Consider the following 17,835-nt stretch of genomic DNA (forward strand, 5'->3'; position numbering starts at 1 on the left):
CTGTGGCACTGACGATTCTCGGCCTTTCCGGCGCCCTCAGCCATGATCCTTCCGCCGCGCTCTACATCGACGGCAAGCTGATCGCGGCCGCCGAAGAAGAGCGCTTCGTGCGCGACAAGCACGCGAAGAATCGCATGCCCTACGAGTCGGCCAAATTCTGCCTGGAACAGGCCGGCATCAAGCCCTCCGACGTGGATGTGGTGACCATTCCGTTCGCCCCCATCAGCCTGTTCGGCAAGGCCCGCTGGCACTACGCCAAGCGCTACTGGTACGCCCCGGACCGCGCGCTGGACGCCATCCTCATGGGTAACCGCCGCTACAAGCGTTACCGCAAGAAGATCGTCTGGTGTCTGGAGCAACTGGGCTTCGACGCCAAGAAGGTGAAGATCGAGCCGGTGGAGCACCACCTGGCCCACGCCTCCAGCGCCTACCACTGCTCCGGCTTCAAGGAGAAGACCGCGATCCTCGGCATCGACGGCAAGGGCGAGTACGCCACCACCTTCTTCGGCTGGGGCGAGAACGGCAAGATCCACAAGATCAAGGAATTCTACGATCCGGATTCCCTCGGCGGCCTCTACGGCGCCATCACCGAGTTCCTTGGCTTCGAGATGCTCGACGGCGAGTTCAAGGTCATGGGCATGGCGCCCTACGGCGATGCCGCCAAGTACGATTTCTCGCGCCTGGCCAAGTTCGAGAACGGCGAGCTGACCATCAATACCGACTACGCCAACGTCATCGGCTTCCGCCGCTACAAGGAAAAGGGCAAGGGCTACTACTTCTCGCCCAAGCTGATCGAGTGGCTGGGTCCGAAGCGTGAAGGCGACATCGCCGACGATCCGTACATCCACTACGCCGCCAGCATGCAGGCACTGTTCGAGAAGCTGGCGCTGGAGATGATGGACTACTACCTCGGCGACATCATCCGCGAGACCGGCAAGATCGCCTTCGCCGGCGGTTGCGCGCTGAACGTCAAGCTGAACCAGAAGATCATCGCCCGCCCGGAAGTGAAGGAACTGTTCGTCCAGCCCGCTTCCGGCGACGCCGGCACCTCGGTGGGCGCGGCCGCCTACGTCTCGGTCAAGCGCGGCGTGCCGGTGGAGAAGATGGAGCACGTCTACCTCGGCCCGTCCTTCAGCAACGAGGACGTGATCGCCGCCTGTGCCCGCCATCCGCAGAAGCCGGTGTTCAAGCGCATCGACAACACCACGCAGCGTATTGCGAAGATCATGGTCGATGGCAACCCGGTGGCCTGGTTCCAGGGTCGCATGGAGTTCGGTCCGCGCGCCCTTGGCGGCCGTTCCATCATCGGCTGCCCGAGCGCGATCGGCGTGGCCGACCGCATCAACGAGCAGATCAAGTTCCGCGAGCGCTGGAGACCCTTCTGCCCGTCGATGCTCGACACCGTGGCGCCGCAGATGCTCAAGGTCGATCACCCATCGCCCTTCATGACCTTCACCTTCGAGGTCAACGAAGAGTGGAAGACCCGCGTGGCCGAAGTGGTACACGAGGACGGCACATCCCGCGCCCAGGTGCTGGAGCGCCGCCACAACCCGCGCTGGTACGACCTGATGAAGGAACTGGAAAACCTCACCGGCAACGGTGTCTCCCTGAACACTTCGCTCAACCGTCGTGGCGAGCCGATGATCTGCTCGCCCACCGATGCGCTGAACATGTTCTACGGCTCGGACCTGCAGTACCTGATCATGGAAGACGTTCTGGTCATCAAGGATGGCAAGGACTGGTACGACAATGTCGGCTAGGCCGCTGCTTAGCGTCATCATTCCTAGCTACAACTACGCGGGTGTGCTCCCGCGTGCCGTGGAGTCGGTGCTGGCCCAGGCCACCCCGGAGGTCGAACTCTGGGTGGTGGACGATGGCTCCACCGACGATACCCCGGCGGTCTTCACCGCCCTGAGCCAGCGTCATGGCGCCTCCTTCCAGGGCGTGCGTCAGGTCAACGCCGGCCCCTCGGCTGCACGCAACAAGGGCGTGCAGCTGGCACAGGGGCGCTACGTACTGCTGCTGGATGCCGACGACGAGCTGGCGCCCGGCGTGCTGCAGGGCCTCTGCGAGCGCCTGCGCCAGCAGCCGGATGTCGGCCTCTGGCTGGCCGGCCACGTGGCGGTACAGCCTGATGGCCGCGAGCGCGAGCATCCGGCCAGCCGCGTGCCGGGCGATGCGCTCCAGCGCCTGAACGACTACCTGCTGGACAAGAAGATCGCCCTCGGCCACGGCTCCTGCGTGTTTCTCCGCGAGCTCCTGCTGGAGCGGCCTTATCCCGAGCAAATGCGCCACAGCGAAGACATTCCGGTCTTTGCCTATTGCCTGACCCAGCGCCAGGTGGAGGTTCTCGACCTGATGCTGGCGCGCATCCACAAGCATCCCGACAGCCTGCGCCACAATGCCGAAGCCGCCCGCAAGGTCGGTCTCGCCCTGGTGGATGAGGTTTTCGCCAGACTGCCGGCCGATCTCCAGTCGCTCAAGCCCGCCTACCGTGCCCAGCGCTGCCTGTCGCTGTTCCGCACCTGCCTGCTCGCCGGAGAGTGGGACAGCGCCCGTGACTATTACCGCGAAGCGTTGCGTACCGACTGGCGGGTGCTGTTCAAGTTTTCCTATACCCGCAAGGCCCTGCGCCTGTGGCTGAAGCCCAAGAAGAACCCGGTATGAGCCAGCGCCGTATCAAGGTCCTGCAGCTGCAGAACTACTACAACGTCAATGCTTCGGACCTGGCCGAGCAGATCGTCCAGGCCTTGCCGACCGACCGCTACGAAGTCACTACCGCCTTCCTCCGTGGCCGTCCGGGTCCCGGCGAGCCGGTGAGCAAGGCCGAGCGCTCGATCTATTTCGGCTACAGCAAGTCGGCGGTCAGCGGCCTGCGCCTGCGCGCGCTCTGGGCGCTCTACAGGCACTGCCGCGCCGAAGGCTACGACGCTGTCATCACCCACCGCTTCAAGCCGGTGAACATGCTGATGCTGCTCAACCGCTGGCTCGGCATCCGTGCCTGCATTGGCGTCGCCCACGGTTTTGGCGAATACGACCGCTCCTTCCGTTGCTGGGTGGCTCGGCAACTGGTGACCCCGGCCTGGCGCCTGGTGGGGGTTTCCCGCGCGGTGCGCGACTACCTGATCGGCTCTGGCGCCGGCTTCACCCCGGCCAATACCCGACAGATCAACAACGCCATCGACATCCCCCGCGCCGAAGGACTGCAGCACCCGCGCGACAAGGCCCGGGAGATGCTCGGCTTGCCGGCCGGCGCCTTCGTGTTCGGCGCCATCGGTCGCCTGGTCCCGGTCAAGGGACATATTCACCTGCTGCGTGCCTTCGCCGAGATCAAGGACGAGTGTCCCGACGCACTGCTGGCGATCATCGGCGAGGGGCGCGCCCGTCCAGAGCTGGAAGCCGCCATTGAAGAGCTGGGCCTCCAGGGCCGGGCGCTGCTGCTGGGAGCCAGGGACGATGCGCTGCAGTACGTGCGTGCCTTCGATGCCTTCGTCATGCCGTCCCTCAGCGAAGGCCTGCCGCTGGCGCTGCTGGAAGGCATGAGCGGTCACCTGCCGGTGATCGGCTCGGACATCCCCAGCCTCAAGCCGATACTCGAGGACTGTGGCGGACGTATCTTCCCCGTCGGCCAGCACGCCGTATTGGCCGGGCGCCTGCGCGAGGTGCTGGCCCTGTCCGCCGATGCACGTGCCGCGGAAGGCGAGCGAGCCTACCAGTACCTCTGCCGGGCCCATTCGATCGATGATTTTCGTCGCCAGTACCGCGAGTTGCTGGTGGAGCTGCTGGAAGGGCGCCGCGATGGGTGACTCGAAGGATCTGCCGCTGGTCAGTGTGGTGATTTCCTCCTACAACCACGCCGATTACATCGAAGCCTGCATCGAGAGCGTGCTCGCCCAGACCTATCCGAAGGTGGAGCTGCTGGTGGTGGACGACGGCTCCCGCGATGACAGCGTCGCGCGTATCCGCCGGCTGCAGGAAGTCCACGGCTTCGATTTTGTGGCGCAGGAGAACAGGGGGCTTGCCCGTACGCTCAACGAGACCATCGCCCGCTCGAAAGGCAGCCTGATCGCGCCGTTCGGTTCCGACGACGTCATGCTTCCCGAACGCCTGGCCATCCAGGTCGCGTATATGGAGGGAAAGCCCGAGGTGGGTATCTGCGCGGGCAACATCGAGCATATCGATGGCCAGGGCAACGCCCTGGTCAGGCGTGACCGCGAGCGGCCATTCCGGCGCCTGGATTTCGATGATGTCTTCACCTCTGCCAAGGATGGGGCTCCGGCACCCACCCTGCTGTTCCGGCGCGAGGCGCTGGAGGCGGTGGGCGGGTTCGATCCGAGCATCCGCCTGGAAGACCTGCTGGTGGAGCTCAACATCACCCGCGCGGGCTATGTCATCGACGTGCTCCCCGACGTGCTGGCCAAGTACCGCGTGCACGGTGCCAACACCTACAAGAACCGGCGCTTCATGATCGAGACGGTCATGCAGACCTATGCACGGTTCAGCGATCATCCCGCCTATCCCAAGGTATGCGCGAGCTTCATCAATTCCATGCTGCTCAAGTGCGCGCGCGACGACAAGGCTCTGGCTCGCGAGCTGCTGCGTCAACTGCCGCTGCGCCACTGGAATGGCAAGACCCTGAGAGCCCTGGCGCGACTGGCGTTTCGCTAGGACCCGGGCTGGATGCGGGCGAGATCGCGACTCAGACGTGCCGCTGCGGAGTTCCCGCAAATGCTGGCATAACCCCTGATCCAGGCCTCTCGATGCTGTCGTAGCAGCCAGTCGCTGTCTTCCCGGTAGCGCAGGATGTGCTGGAGGTTGCGACGACGCTTCCATGACGCCAGAGGGCGATTCTCGATCTTCATGTCCGACAAGTCGATCAGGCCGAGTTCGCCTTCGGGCAGCTTCAGCACGTTGCCCAGGTGCAGCGAGCGGAAATAGACACCCAGTTGGTGGAGCTGGCCGAGAAAGGCGCCGAACTGCTCCACGCCCAGCTCCCGCGCCGACGCGTCGAGCCCTCGCCAATAGCTTCTCAGGGTATCCCCCGGCAAGGGATGGTATTGCACGGCGTTCAGATTGCGGCTGGGAATCAGCAGCAGCGCTTCGATCATCGGCGCGGCGATGCCGAGTTGCCGCAGGCGCTCCGCATTGCGCGCGAAGCGCCGCGCGGGCGGCGACCACAGGGCGGACGACAGTAGGCGCTTGCGCCGGTAGAGCTTGAGGAAGTCGCCATTCGACAAGCGCGCCACCTTGAGCCCCAGGCCGTCTTCTTCGATGGTCTGGGCGCCCAGCAACAGGGCGTCGAGCTCGGCCTCGCTCAGGTTCTTCATTGTTTGTCCAGGGCGCGTTGACTGATGGATAGGGCCGCTACCAGCGAAAGCGGAATCCATATCAGGAACCAGCTTTCGTTCGGGCGCGAGAGGAAGCTGCTGCCCTCGGTCAGCCCGGCACCGAACCCGTAGACGAGCATGGCCGAAGCGATCAGGAACTCGGGCTGTCGGCGCTGGGCGAAGCAGCGCCATAGCCCGTAGCCATACATCAGCAGCCAGAACAGCAAGCCCACCAGGCCAAGCTCCAGCAGTACGGCGAGTTCGACATTGTGCGGATCGCTCATGGTCATGCCGAGGCCTTCGGCGTGGAAGCTGAAGCTGTTGTTGAAGCCATGGCCGAACCAGAGCTGCTGTGCGGCCTGGCCGAGCGCGTCGGCCCAGAGTTGCGGGCGGAAGGACACGCCGCGCTCCAGCAGCAGTTCAGGGAAGGCGAGGAAGCTGGCTGCGACGACACCGATGCCGACGACCAGCAGATATGCCGCCCGGCGCGGCGCCATGAGCAGCATCCAGACACCCACCAGGGACAGCGCCAACAGCGGTGTGCGGGACCCGGTCGCCATCAGCGCGGCGAGAATCGGCAGGCAGAGCAGGATCGGAATCCAGTCCCGGCGGACATCCCGGGTCACCCAGACGGCGATCCAATAGGTACAGAACATGCCGAATACATGGGAGGTCAGCAGCGGGTTGCGCAGCGCTCCCAGACCGATGAGACGCCATTCCGGCGGCGGTTCCAGGAGAAAGAGCGCAAGGCTCACGGCAGCAGCCAGCGCAGCCAGCGTGGCCCCCGCTCTCAGTACCTTCAGTAGCAGTTCCCGGTCTTCCAGGGCAATCAGCGCGCAACAGGCGAAGAGCATGAAGACATAGAGCGGGTGTTTGGCCAGGCCACCGGGCTCCTCATCGGTACCCGACCAGGTCAGGCTGAGCAGAAGCCAGGCGGACAGGGCGAGGAAAGCGAGCAGAAGCGGCTCGCGGACGAGGCACGCGAGCCTGGGCGGGTTTTGCACCAGCGCCAGCAGGGCGGGAAAGGCGATCATGCCGTAGAAGACCTTGGTGTAGAGGCTTCCATTGGGCAGCCAGAACATCCCGGTCAGGAGCGCCAGGTAACCCAGCACCAGCCAGCGACGCACAATGAATCGAGTTCTGGCCGAAGCGAGGAACCAGGATATTAGAGGCACGGAATGCACGTTATAGACCGGTGGGGCGCTGCAAAAAGGCCAGCATTCTAGCACTCGCGGGGAGCAGGGGGCTGCTCTGTGATAAGCTTTGCCACCTTTCGACAACGTCGACGCGTGAACGCATGTCCGATCAGCACCCAGAATCCGCCCGGCCCACCAGCCTGAAGATTTATTTCCGTCTGCTGGGCTATGTCCGTCCCTATATCGGGATGTTCCTGGTCAGCATCATCGGCTACATCATCTTCGCCTCCACCCAGCCCATGCTGGCCGGCATCCTCAAGTACTTCGTGGATGGCCTGAGCAACCCGGACGCCGTCCTCTTCCCCAGCGTTCCCTACCTGCAGGACCTCAAGCTGCTGCAGGCGGTGCCGTTGCTGATCATCCTGATCGCCGCCTGGCAGGGACTGGGTTCCTACCTGGGCAACTATTTCCTGGCCAAGGTCTCCCTCGGTCTGGTGCACGACCTGCGCATGGCCCTGTTCAACAGCCTGCTGACCCTGCCCAACCGCTACTTCGACAGCCACAACTCCGGGCACCTGATCTCGCGCATCACCTTCAACGTGACCATGGTCACCGGTGCCGCCACCGATGCGATCAAGGTGGTGATCCGCGAAGGGCTGACGGTGGTCTTCCTGTTCGGCTACCTGCTGTGGATGAACTGGAAACTGACCTTGGTGATGGTCGCCATCCTGCCGCTGATCGCCCTGATGGTGAGCAGCGCCAGCAAGAAATTCCGCAAGCAGAGCAAGAAGATCCAGGTGGCCATGGGCGACGTGACCCACGTCGCCTCCGAAACGATCCAGGGCTACCGCGTAGTGCGCAGCTTCGGCGGCGAGACCTACGAGTCGGAACGCTTCAAGGCGGCGAGCGAGGACAGCACGCACAAGCAGCTGCGGATGACCAAGACCTCGGCCGTCTATACCCCGATGCTGCAACTGGTGATCTACACCGCCATGGCTGCCCTGATGTTCCTGGTGCTGCTCCTGCGCGGAGAAGCGAGCGCGGGCGACCTGGTGGCCTACATCACCGCCGCCGGTCTGCTGCCGAAGCCGATCCGCCAGCTCTCCGAGGTCAGTTCCACCGTGCAGCGTGGCGTGGCTGGTGCGGAAAGCATCTTCGAACAGCTGGACGAGCAGCCCGAGGTCGACCGCGGCACCGTCGAACGGGAGCGTGTCGGTGGACGCCTGGAGGTGCGCAACCTCAGCTTCCAGTACCCCGGTACCGACAGGCCCGTGCTGCAGGACATCAGTTTCGAGGCCGCGCCCGGGCAGATGGTCGCCCTGGTGGGGCGCTCCGGCAGCGGCAAGTCCACCCTGGCCAACCTGATCCCGCGCTTCTACCACCATGAGCAGGGGCAGATCCTGCTGGATGGCGTCGACATCGAGGAATACCGCCTGCGCGACCTGCGTCGGCATATCGCCCTGGTGACCCAGCAGGTGACCCTGTTCAACGACTCGGTGGCCAACAACATCGCCTACGGCGACCTCGCCGGCGCGCCGCGGGCGGATATCGAGAGAGCGGCCGAGGCGGCCTACGCCAAGGAGTTCGTCGACAAGCTGCCGCAAGGTTTCGACACAGAGGTGGGCGAGAACGGCGTGCTGCTGTCCGGCGGCCAGCGCCAGCGCCTGGCCATCGCCCGGGCGCTGCTGAAGAATGCTCCGGTGCTGGTGCTGGACGAAGCCACTTCGGCGCTGGATACCGAGTCGGAGCGGCACATCCAGGCCGCGCTGGATCGGGTGATGGATGGCCGCACCACGCTGGTCATCGCCCACCGCCTTTCCACCATCGAGAAGGCGGACCTCATCCTGGTCATGGACCAGGGGCACATCGTCGAGCGTGGCAATCACGCCGAGCTGTTGGCCATGAACGGCTACTATGCACGCCTGCATGCCAACCAGTTCGCCGAGGAGACACAGCCGGAGCCGAGCTGAGCCGCACGGCAGCCTTCACCTCCCCCGCAGTGATTTTTCCTGTACGACTCGCGCATTGGCAGTGAAGTCTCCCGGCGCGCGTCTGTCAGCTGTGTGAACGCATCGACGTTTTGATCAGCGCGTCCCGCATACGACCGGCATCGCATGACGAGCCATCTGTCGGGTCACTAGCATCGGCCGGATTTCCGTTCGGCTTTTGAGCGTGGCTACGAGTTGCCGGGTTATGACTGAAAGCACTTCCCCCTGGATAGTTCCCAGCAAGTTCAGCGTGGCTCGCGAGGCACGCTCCGAACGCAAGGGGCATCGTCCGTTCTGCGTCTGGTTCACCGGCCTTTCCGGTGCAGGCAAGTCGACCCTGGCGAACCTGCTCGAGGAAGAACTGCACGGGCGTGGCATGCATACCTACCAACTGGATGGCGACAACGTGCGTACCGGCCTGTGCCGCGATCTCGGCATGGGCCTCGACGATCGCCGGGAGAACGTGCGCCGCCTCGGCGAGGTGGCGCGGCTGTTCGTGGATGCCGGGCTGGTGGTGCTGGTTTCCGCCATTTCGCCGTTGCGCGAGGATCGCCAGGCCGTGCGCGAACGCTTCGCTCCGGGCGAGTTCTTCGAAATCCATGTGAGCACCTCTTTCGAGGAGTGCCAGCGACGCGACGTCAAGGGCCTGTATCGCGCGGCCCTGGAAGGACGGCTGCGCGACTTCACCGGTGTCGACAGCCCCTACGAGGAGCCCCTGACACCGGAACTGCGTATCGACACTGGCGTGGTCGGCCCGGAGCAGGCCGTCAGGCAGTTGCTTGCCATGCTGTCGCTCTGAGCGCGCGGGTTGTGGCGATGGGCTGTGCTAAGATTTTGCCCCTTCGTTCTCACACTGCGGAAGCGCCCATGAAGTTGTCCATGCCCCGTTTCGATCAGGCCCCCGTGCTGGTAGTCGGCGATGTAATGCTCGATCGCTACTGGCACGGCGCGACCTCGCGTATCTCGCCGGAAGCGCCGGTACCGGTGGTGCGGGTCGAGCAGCATGAGGATCGTCCGGGCGGTGCCGCCAACGTTGCCTTGAACCTTGCCGCGCTGGGCGCGCCGGCATTCCTGGTCGGTGTGACCGGTGCCGATGAGGCCGCCGACTGCCTGAGCGACCGTCTGGGCGCCGTCGGCGTGCAGACCCGCTTCCAGCGCATCGCCGGGCAGCCGACCATCGTCAAGCTGCGGGTCATGAGCCGCCACCAGCAACTGCTGCGGGTGGACTTCGAGGAACCCTTCACGACCGACGCCGTCGCCCTGAGCGCCGATGTCGAAGCGTTGCTGGACCAGGTCCGCGTGCTGGTGCTGTCCGACTACGGCAAGGGCGCGCTGAAGAACCACCAGGCGTTGATTCAGGCCGCTCGCAAGCGCGGCATCCCGGTGCTGGCCGATCCCAAGGGCAAGGACTTCGCCATCTATCGCGGCGCCAGCCTGATCACGCCGAACCTTTCCGAATTCGAAACCATCGTCGGCGGCTGCAAGGACGAGGCGGAGCTGGTCGCCAAGGGCCAGCAACTGATGAGCGATCTGGAACTGGGTGCGTTGCTGGTCACCCGTGGCGAGCACGGCATGACCCTGCTGCGTCCGGGCCAGACGGAACTGCACCTGCCGGCCCGCGCCCGTGAAGTGTTCGATGTCACCGGTGCCGGCGATACGGTGATTTCCACCCTGGCCGCCGCCTTGGCTGCCGGCGAGGAACTGCCGCAGGCGGTGGCGCTGGCCAACCTGGCTGCCGGCATCGTGGTCGGCAAGCTGGGTACCGCGGCGATCAGCGCCCCCGAGCTGCGCCGCGCGGTGCAGCGCGAGCAGGGTTCCGAGCGTGGCGTGCTGGGCCTGGAGCAACTGCTGCTGGCCGTCGAGGACGCCCGCGCCCACGGCGAGAAGATCGTCTTCACCAACGGCTGCTTCGATATCCTGCATGCCGGCCATGTCGCCTATCTGGAGCAGGCCCGCCAGCAGGGCGACCGCCTGATCGTCGCGGTCAACGACGATGCCTCGGTGACCCGCCTGAAAGGCCCGGGCCGGCCGATCAACAGCGTCGACCGGCGCATGGCCGTGCTGGCCGGCCTCGGTGCGGTGGACTGGGTGGTGAGCTTCAGCGAGGACACCCCGGAGCGCCTGCTGCGTCAGGTGTTGCCGGACGTGCTGGTCAAGGGCGGCGACTACGGCGTGGACCAGGTGGTCGGCGCCGAGATCGTCACGGCCAATGGCGGCGAAGTGCGGGTGCTCGACCTGGTGGCGAACAGCTCGACCACCATGATCGTTGAGAAGATTCGCCAGAAGGGCTGATTGCCTGCTGTCGAGGGTAGGGCGGGTGCAACCCGCCATGCCGTCAAATCATGCCTGGCGGGTTTCACCCGCCCTACCTGCTGGCGACCAGCTTTCAGGGGGCTGATTTCGCGAGCAGAGCTCGCTCCTACGGATATGGGAGTGGGCTGAGATCAGGCCATCGCCGGTTTTCGGAGCGTGCCTTTTCCGCTAGTGCCCTTTCCCGACGGCCACTGATCCATCCAGTCGCGGAAGCGGATGCGTTCGTCGCGCACCACCCATCCCTCCTGGCGGGCGAAGCTTTCCGCCAGCCACACCCCGCGGGTCGCCGCCTTGCACAGCTCGCCCTGGTTCAGGGTGTAGAGCTCGCCGCTGGGGTGCCCGTGGTCCAGCGGCAGCAGGTAGAGGTCGGGCCGGCGGCGGTCCAGGCGGGCAACCAGCGGGCCGCGCTCCAGGCGTTCGTCGACGTGGTAGAGGCTGACGTCGCGGGCATCCCTCGGCAACTCCAGCGACATGTCATACACCAGCTGCAGCGACGCGGTCGGCAGGTGCACGTAGGCGCGCGGGCGCTCCAGCAGGCGCAGGCTGCCGGCCTGCACCGGCCGCGCGGCGCCGGACAGCGGGGTCAGGGCGAAGTGGCTGGCCTCGCGGTAGCGCAGGGCGTCTTCGTAGGGCGTCGGCAGCCAGGTGGCGCCGAAACGCCCGCCCAGCCAGCCGTCGGTGGTTTCCACCAGGCATTCCTCGGCGACTTCCTGGATGGCGGTGAGCAGCGGCAGGTTCAGCTCGTGGGACGGCACGTAGCCGGAAATCAGCTTGAGCACCGTGTCGCCCCGGTCTTCACGACGCTGGCGCACCAATATCCAGTATTCGCGGCCCTGCCAGTTCAGGGTCAAGCGCACGGAAACTCCAAGGTTGGCCAGTTCGGCGGTGAAGTGGTGCGGGTCGGGCACGTTGATCGGACGCCTGCGCGCCAGCACCTGCCTGAAATTCAGCGGCAGCCCGAAGGTCTGGTAGACCAGGCCATCCGCGTTGGCTTCCACCAGCAGCGGCAGCGTTTTGAAAGCGGTCGGGTCCTTGCGGGCGAGCGTACGGGGCATGGCGGCTCCTTTTCATGCAGGTGCAGGGGGCTGTGGATAACCACGGCCCGGCCGATCGTTTCTGGTTGGCCGCCGGCTGCCGACGCTGGGAGGTGAATCGAAAAACACCGACTATTTCGAGTTAATTCCCGAAAAAGCATGGGTTTTCGGATTTTTTACCCGCATTTCACGTGTTGGCGGCATTTTCGCGTGCTGCGGATTTTCATCCGCGGGAACTGAGCATGGCACAGGAATGGCGGCAACGGGTTGCGCAAAAGTGTCCGCCGATCAGTGGTCGCCCAGCACTTCGACGGCCATGGCGACGTTGTGCGCCAGATGCAGCGGATTGATGGTGCCGACGATGGCGCTGGTCACGCCGGGATGGCCGAACACCAGCTCGAAGCTGGCGCGCACCGGGTCGACGCCGGGGGCGAGGCAGGCATGGCCGCTGGCCAGCGCCTTCTTGATCAGGATGCCGCGGCCGTGGGCCTGGGCGTAGTCGATCACCGGTTTCTCGGCCTGCTCGTTGAGGTTGTAGGTGACCATCGCGCAGTCGCCGCGCTGCAGCGCCAGCAGGCCGCCGTCGACGGTCTTGCCGGAGAGGCCGAAGGCGCGGATCAGGCCTTCTTCCTTCAGGCGCTCCAGGGTTTCGTAGACGCCGGTGTTCTGCAGGATGTCCAGGTCGTTGCCGTCGGAATGCACCAGCACCAGGTCGATGTAGTCGGTTTCCAGGCGCTTCAGGCTTCGTTCGACGGAGAAGCGTGTGTGTTCGGCACTGAAATCGAAGCGTGACTGGCCGTTGTCGAACTCCTCGCCGGTCTTGCTGACGATCACCCAGGCGTCGCGCTGGCCGCGCAGCAGCGGGCCGAGGCGTTCCTCGCTGCGGCCATAGGCCGGCGCGGTGTCGATCAGGTTGATGCCGAGCTCGCGGGCGAGGGCGATCAGGTTGGCGGCTTCGCGATCGTCGGGAATGCTGAAGCCGGAGGGATATTTCACGCCCTGGTCGCGGCCCAGCTTGACCGTGCCGAGGCCGAGCGGCGAGATGTTCAGGCCGGTGCTGCCCAGCGGACGATGCAGGTGGTGCAGGGTTTTCATCCGAGCAGTTCCTCCCACACCGGACGGGCCAGCGGCGGGCGCGGCAGTTCCGGCAGCGTGCTGGCAGAAACCGGGCGGATGCCGGCCAGATCGAGGTTTTTCTGCACGCGATCGGCGAGGTCGGGAGCGAGGGCGAGTTTGGTCGGCCAGCCCACCAGCAGGCGGCCCTGTTCGGCGAGGAAGGCGCTGTCCGGGCGCAGCAGGTTGGATTGCGCCGGCTCGGCACGGTCCACTCGCAGGGTCGCCCAGCGTGCGTTGGACAGGTCGATCCACGGGACCAGCTTGTGCAGTTCGTGCTGCGCCTCGGCGATCTGTTCGGCTTCGCTGCGGGCGACACCGGCGGCTTCGGCGATATCGCCACCGAGATACCAGACCCACTGGCCGTCGGCGGCCGGATGGGTGGTGACGGTGACCCGCGGCTTCGGCCCGCCGCCCAGGCAGTGGGCGTACAGCGGTTTCAGGGTCGGCGCCTTGATCAGCACCATGTGCAGCGGCCGGCGCTGCATGGCCGGCTGTTCCAGACCGAGGCTGCGCAGCAGCGCTTCGTTGCCGGCGCCGGCGACCAGCACGATGCGCTGGGCGCGAATCTCGCGGCCGTCGACGCGCAGGCCGACCAGTTCATTGCCTTCCTGCAGCGGTTCGATTTCCCTGCCGGCGAGCAGGCTGTCGCCGGCCAGTTCGGCGAGGCGGGCGATCAGGCTCGGCACGTCCAGCACCAGTTCGGTCAGGCGGTAGGCCTTGCCCTTGAACGCCTTGTCCTGCAGGGCGAGCGGCAGGTCGGCGCCCTTCACCTGGGCGACCCGGCTACGCACCGCCTTGCTGGCGAAGAAGCTGGTCAGGTTCCCGGCCAGACCGCCCGGCGACCACAGGTAATGGGCGTCGGACAGCAGGCGCACGCCGCGCAGGTCGATCTGCCCGTCGCCGCTCAGGCACTGGCGCCACAGCTCCGGCATGTCGGCGATGGCCTCGGAGGCGCCGGTCAGCGCGCCATGCAGGGCGTACTTGGTGCCACCATGGATGATCCCCTGCGAACGCATGCTCTGCACGCCGCCCAGCGCGCCGCTTTCCACCAGCACGGTGGCGTAGCCGGCGCGGCGCAGGCGGGCGTTCAGCCAGAGTCCGGCGATGCCGCCGCCGACGATGAGGATGTCGGTGCTGAGGGATTGGGTCATGGAAGCGCCTCGTGGAAAAACGGAGGCGCAGTATAACCCTGCTTATTAATGCCCGGTCGTTTGCGAGAACAGTTGGATCACCACCACGCCGCTGACGATCATCCCCATGCCCAGCATTGCCGGGGCATCCAGTTTCTGCTGGTAGAGCACCAGTGCGGCGACGCTGACCAGCACGATGCCGAGCCCAGCCCAGATGGCGTAGGCGATGCCGACCGGAATGCTGCGCACCACCAGGGTCAGCATCCAGAAGGAAATCCCGTAGCCGACGATCACCAGCAGCAAGGGCAGGGGCGTGCTCAGGCCCTTCACCGACTTCAGCGAGGCGGTGGCGACGACTTCGGCGACGATGGCGATGGCGAGATAGAGATAGCCGGGCATGATGAGTCCTCCCCCGTAAGCATGCCGGCCATTCTAGTGATCGGGGCGATGGGATAAAGTCATTACCTATCTTGATTGGAGATAGGTCATGCAGTGGAACCTCGAACAACTGCGGCTCTTCGTCAGTGTTGCCGACCAGTCCTCGTTTTCCGCTGCGGCCCGCCAGCTCAAGCGCGTGCAATCGGCTGTCAGCTCGGCCATCGCCATGCTGGAAGCCGATCTCGGCGTGACCCTGTTCGAACGCAGCAGCGGCCGCCAGCCGGTGCTGACCGCCGAGGGCCGCGCGCTGCTCGACGAGGCGCGGGAAGTGCTGCGCCAGTGCGAGCGCCTGGAAAGCCGGGCCACGTCGCTGGTGCGCGGCGAGGAAGCGCTGCTGCGCCTGGCCCAGGACGAGGCGATGCCCTACCAGCCGGTGCTCGCCAGCCTGCAGGCGCTGGCGCATCGGTTCCCTCTGCTGGAAGTGCAGCTGGCCAGCGGCGCCCAGGGCGACGTGGCGCGCAAGCTGCTGGAGCGGCGCGCCGACCTTGGCCTGCTGTTCCACCACGAAGACATGCCGGAGGCGCTGGAACGCCAGCGCCTGGGCACCATCGAGATGGTCACGGTGTGCGGCGCCGGGCATGAACTGGCTGGCAAGGACTACGCCGATCGCCGCGAACTGGCGCGACACCGGCAACTGCTGATGGCGCCGCAGGGCAGCCGTTACCCCGGCGGCGAGCAGATCAGCCCGCTGGTCTGGCGCGCCGACAGCTTCTACGCCATGGCCGAACTGCTGATGCGCGACCTCGGCTGGGCCTGGCTGCCGAGCCACGTGGCGCAGTACCCGGCGTACCAGAACCATCTGGTCGAACTGGCCAGCGACTGGACGCCGCCGCCGCTGGTGGTGGAACTGGTCTGCCGCCGCGACGAACCTTTGGGGCCGGCGGCTCGCTGGTTGGGGGAGTGTTTTGCGGAGCATCTGAAGGGGTAGGGCGGGTGCAACCCGCCGTTGGCCTGGCGATTTGGCGGGTTGCACCCGCCCTACGGTTTGCAGCCGGATGCTGCCTTATTTGCTACTCTCCGCCGCCATGAATCGAACCCTCTATACCCTGCTGATCCACCTGGGCCTGCCGTTGATCGCGCTGCGCCTGTTCCTCCGTTCGCGCAAGGCGCCGGCCTATGCCCGGCGCATCGGCGAGCGGTTTTCCTTCGGCCTGCCAGAGCTGCGTCCCGGCGGCATCTGGGTGCATGCCGTGTCGGTGGGCGAGAGCATCGCCGCGGCGCCGATGATCAAGGCGCTGCAGGCGCGTTATCCACAGTTGCCGATCACCGTCACCTGCATGACCCCGACCGGCTCCGAGCGTATCCGCGCGCTGTTCGGCGACAGCGTGCAGCACTGCTACCTGCCGTACGACCTGCCATGGGCGGCGGCGCGCTTCCTCGACCGCGCGCGGCCGAAGCTGGCGGTGATCATGGAAACCGAACTGTGGCCGAACCATATCCACCAGTGCGCCAAGCGCGGCATTCCGGTGGCGCTGGCCAATGCGCGGTTGTCCGAGCGTTCGGCGCGCGGTTATGCCCGCCTCGCCGGCCTGACCCGGCCGATGCTGGAAGAGATGAGCTGGTTCGCCGTGCAGACCGAGGCCGAAGCCGAGCGCTTCCGCCGGTTGGGCGCGCGTCCGCAGTGCGTGGAAGTGACCGGCTCGATCAAGTTCGACCTGACCATCGATCCCGAACTGCTCGCCCGTGCTGCGACCCTGCGTGCGGAGTGGCAGGCCACACAGCGACCGGTGTGGATCGCCGCCAGCACCCATGCCGGCGAGGACGAGATCATCCTCGACGCCCATCGCCGCCTGCTGCGGCGTTATCCACAGGCCCTGCTGATCCTCGTGCCGCGTCACCCGGAGCGCTTCAACGGCATGTACGAACTGTGCCGCCGCGAGGGCTTCGCCACGGTGCGACGTTCCAACGGCGAGGCGGTGACCGCGCAGACCAGCGTGCTGCTCGGCGACACCATGGGTGAATTGCTGTTCCTCTACGCGCTGGCGGATATCGCTTTCGTCGGCGGCAGCCTGATCGAGAACGGCGGGCACAACCTGCTGGAGCCGGCAGCGCTGGGCAAGCCGGTGCTGTCCGGGCCGCACCTGTTCAACTTCCTCGAGATCGCCGCGCAATTGCGTGAAGTGGGGGCGTTGCGGGAAGTGAACGATGCGGCGGGGTTGGCGGCTGCGGTGGAACTGCTCTGGGATCAGCCCGAAAACGCACGGCGCATGGCCGAGGCGGGATTGGGCGTGTTGCGCGCCAACCAGGGGGCGTTGAAGCGGTTGCTGGATGGGTTGGGACGGTTGATCAAGGTCGGGTGAAACTGCGCTGCCCGCTTTTTTTAGGAGCCAGCTTGCTGGCGATCAACCGTGCTTAACCGGCGATATCGTAGCCCGGATGAGGCCTCGGATCGCCAGCAAGCTGGCTCCTACAGGTTCGGTGCTCCGGCTGCTTGCCCTGCGCCCTAGAACGTCGGCGGCGTAATCACCCACAGCACCACGGCGTCGCTGTCTCCCGGATTGCCGTAGCGATGCGGCTCCTGGCTGGAGTAGCTGAAGCTGTCGCCTTCCCTGAGTTCGAAGTGGCGGTCGCCGACCCACAGTTCGAAAACTCCGCTGAGGATATAGCCGGCTTCCTCGCCTTCATGGCTGTAGCTCTGCTGGCTGTAGGTGCCGGGCGGGAAGCGCGAGTGGAGGATTTCCAGCTGGCGGCTGGGCTGCGGGGTGAGCAGCTCGTCGATGATGCCGTCCTCGTAGTGCACGCTCATGCGGCTGTTGCGCCGCACCACGTAGCCGGCGTCCGCCGGGTCCACTGCCGCTTCGCTGGCGAAGAACCACTGGATGGTCACGCCGAGGCTGCGGGCGATGTTGAACAGCGCGGGGATCGACGGGTAGGCGAGGTTGCGCTCCAGCTGGCTGATGTAGCCGGCGGTGAGCTTGCTCTGCTCGGCCAGCTCGCTCAGGGTCATGCCGCGGCGCTTGCGCAGGCCACGGATGCGCGCGCCGAGGAAGTGCGCTTCCGCGCCGGGGGCGGTGGCCTGGTCGATGGCTTCCTGCGGGGCTTTGCGGCTCATGCGGCGTGGGTCCTGGCGGCGCGGGGGAGCGGGCATTCTAAACAAAAAGCGGGGCGGCGGGACTTTGGTCGGCCTGTAAGGCGTGGGCGATGAGTGATGGGTATCGCTGCGCTCAACCCATCCTACAGGTGCGGGAAGTTTCGCGGGCATGGCCCGCTCCTACGGGGGAGTCCGTTGTAGGAGATTCTATGTCAATGGGGCTTCGCCTCCTGGGGGTGATAAGCCGTCTGCGTCTGCATCAGGGCAAAGGCTATCCGGGCTAATTTGCGGGCCAAAATGGTCAGGGCCTCGGTCTTCTTCA

Annotated in this window: 16 protein-coding genes; 9 read left to right on the top strand and 7 right to left on the bottom strand. The window is 65.8% G+C overall.

Translation table 11 applies throughout. The features are described 5' to 3' along the window. Positions 1-2: 2 nt before the first annotated feature. Genes JFY56_RS23620 through JFY56_RS23635 form a run of 4 tightly spaced genes read left to right on the top strand, consistent with a single transcriptional unit; the run spans position 3 to position 4,668 of the window. A complete protein-coding gene (locus JFY56_RS23620) occupies positions 3-1,760 on the top strand; it encodes a carbamoyltransferase family protein (RefSeq protein ID WP_208316719.1) in 1,758 nt (585 codons plus the stop codon). Further along, entirely contained in the window at positions 1,750-2,667 is a 918-nt protein-coding gene (locus tag JFY56_RS23625; RefSeq protein WP_208316720.1) for a glycosyltransferase family 2 protein, read from the top strand. Before JFY56_RS23620 ends, JFY56_RS23625 begins: the two co-directional genes overlap by 11 nt. Then, positions 2,664-3,806 carry a glycosyltransferase gene (locus JFY56_RS23630; protein ID WP_208316721.1) on the top strand — a complete coding sequence of 381 codons (1,143 nt, stop codon included), beginning with the start codon at positions 2,664-2,666 and terminating at the stop codon, positions 3,804-3,806. Before JFY56_RS23625 ends, JFY56_RS23630 begins: the two co-directional genes overlap by 4 nt. Next, positions 3,799-4,668 carry a glycosyltransferase gene (locus JFY56_RS23635; RefSeq protein ID WP_208316722.1) on the top strand — a complete coding sequence of 290 codons (870 nt, stop codon included), beginning with the start codon at positions 3,799-3,801 and terminating at the stop codon, positions 4,666-4,668. Before JFY56_RS23630 ends, JFY56_RS23635 begins: the two co-directional genes overlap by 8 nt. On the opposite strand, the gene JFY56_RS24480 is transcribed toward JFY56_RS23635, so the two are convergent. Beyond that, complete coding sequence (locus JFY56_RS24480; RefSeq protein ID WP_236033076.1) at positions 4,665-5,327, bottom strand: lipopolysaccharide kinase InaA family protein; 663 nt, start codon at positions 5,325-5,327, stop codon at positions 4,665-4,667. The two genes, JFY56_RS23635 and JFY56_RS24480, sit on opposite strands and share 4 nt — an antisense overlap. Beyond that, on the bottom strand, positions 5,324-6,454 hold the full coding sequence (locus tag JFY56_RS24485) for an O-antigen ligase family protein (RefSeq protein WP_328824953.1): 1,131 nt from the start codon (positions 6,452-6,454) through the stop codon (positions 5,324-5,326). The genes JFY56_RS24480 and JFY56_RS24485 overlap by 4 nt, the downstream gene beginning before the upstream one ends. Before the next feature lie 170 nt (positions 6,455-6,624). Here JFY56_RS24485 and msbA point away from each other — a divergent pair, with 170 nt between their 5' ends. From msbA to hldE, 3 genes are all read left to right on the top strand, one after another. Continuing rightward, a complete protein-coding gene (gene msbA / locus JFY56_RS23645) occupies positions 6,625-8,433 on the top strand; it encodes a lipid A export permease/ATP-binding protein MsbA (protein ID WP_208316723.1) in 1,809 nt (602 codons plus the stop codon). A 223-nt stretch (positions 8,434-8,656) separates the two neighbouring features. Continuing rightward, on the top strand, positions 8,657-9,250 hold the full coding sequence (cysC, locus tag JFY56_RS23650) for an adenylyl-sulfate kinase (protein ID WP_208316724.1): 594 nt from the start codon (positions 8,657-8,659) through the stop codon (positions 9,248-9,250). Between the two features lie 68 nt (positions 9,251-9,318). Further along, entirely contained in the window at positions 9,319-10,743 is a 1,425-nt protein-coding gene (gene hldE / locus JFY56_RS23655; RefSeq protein ID WP_208316725.1) for a bifunctional D-glycero-beta-D-manno-heptose-7-phosphate kinase/D-glycero-beta-D-manno-heptose 1-phosphate adenylyltransferase HldE, read from the top strand. Positions 10,744-10,895: 152 nt separating this feature from the next. Here hldE and JFY56_RS23660 read toward each other — a convergent pair whose 3' ends face one another. From JFY56_RS23660 to JFY56_RS23675, 4 genes are all read right to left on the bottom strand, one after another. Beyond that, the gene (locus JFY56_RS23660; RefSeq protein ID WP_208316726.1) at positions 10,896-11,819 is read right to left on the bottom strand and encodes a metal ABC transporter ATPase; all 924 of its coding nucleotides are present in this window, start codon (positions 11,817-11,819) and stop codon (positions 10,896-10,898) included. Between the two features lie 267 nt (positions 11,820-12,086). After that, on the bottom strand, positions 12,087-12,893 hold the full coding sequence (locus JFY56_RS23665; RefSeq protein WP_208316727.1) for an aldo/keto reductase: 807 nt from the start codon (positions 12,891-12,893) through the stop codon (positions 12,087-12,089). Further along, positions 12,890-14,065, bottom strand: coding sequence for an NAD(P)/FAD-dependent oxidoreductase (locus tag JFY56_RS23670; protein WP_208316728.1), 1,176 nt, complete (start codon positions 14,063-14,065; stop codon positions 12,890-12,892). Before JFY56_RS23670 ends, JFY56_RS23665 begins: the two co-directional genes overlap by 4 nt. Positions 14,066-14,110: 45 nt before the next feature. Then, positions 14,111-14,443: a DMT family transporter gene (locus tag JFY56_RS23675; RefSeq protein WP_208316729.1), complete on the bottom strand. Its 333-nt coding sequence runs from the start codon at positions 14,441-14,443 to the stop codon at positions 14,111-14,113. Positions 14,444-14,531: 88 nt separating this feature from the next. On the opposite strand from JFY56_RS23675, the gene JFY56_RS23680 reads away from it, so the two are divergent. Together JFY56_RS23680 and waaA are read left to right on the top strand one after the other, a co-directional pair. Further along, a complete protein-coding gene (locus tag JFY56_RS23680; RefSeq protein ID WP_208316730.1) occupies positions 14,532-15,410 on the top strand; it encodes a LysR family transcriptional regulator in 879 nt (292 codons plus the stop codon). 97 nt (positions 15,411-15,507) lie between these two features. Beyond that, positions 15,508-16,782: a lipid IV(A) 3-deoxy-D-manno-octulosonic acid transferase gene (gene waaA / locus JFY56_RS23685; RefSeq protein WP_208316731.1), complete on the top strand. Its 1,275-nt coding sequence runs from the start codon at positions 15,508-15,510 to the stop codon at positions 16,780-16,782. 143 nt (positions 16,783-16,925) lie between these two features. Here waaA and JFY56_RS23690 read toward each other — a convergent pair whose 3' ends face one another. After that, entirely contained in the window at positions 16,926-17,534 is a 609-nt protein-coding gene (locus JFY56_RS23690; RefSeq protein ID WP_208316732.1) for a helix-turn-helix domain-containing protein, read from the bottom strand. Positions 17,535-17,835 lie beyond the last annotated feature (301 nt).

It is taken from the genome of Pseudomonas schmalbachii, assembly GCF_017589465.1.
GTDB classification, from domain to species: Bacteria; Pseudomonadota; Gammaproteobacteria; order Pseudomonadales; family Pseudomonadaceae; genus Pseudomonas; species Pseudomonas schmalbachii.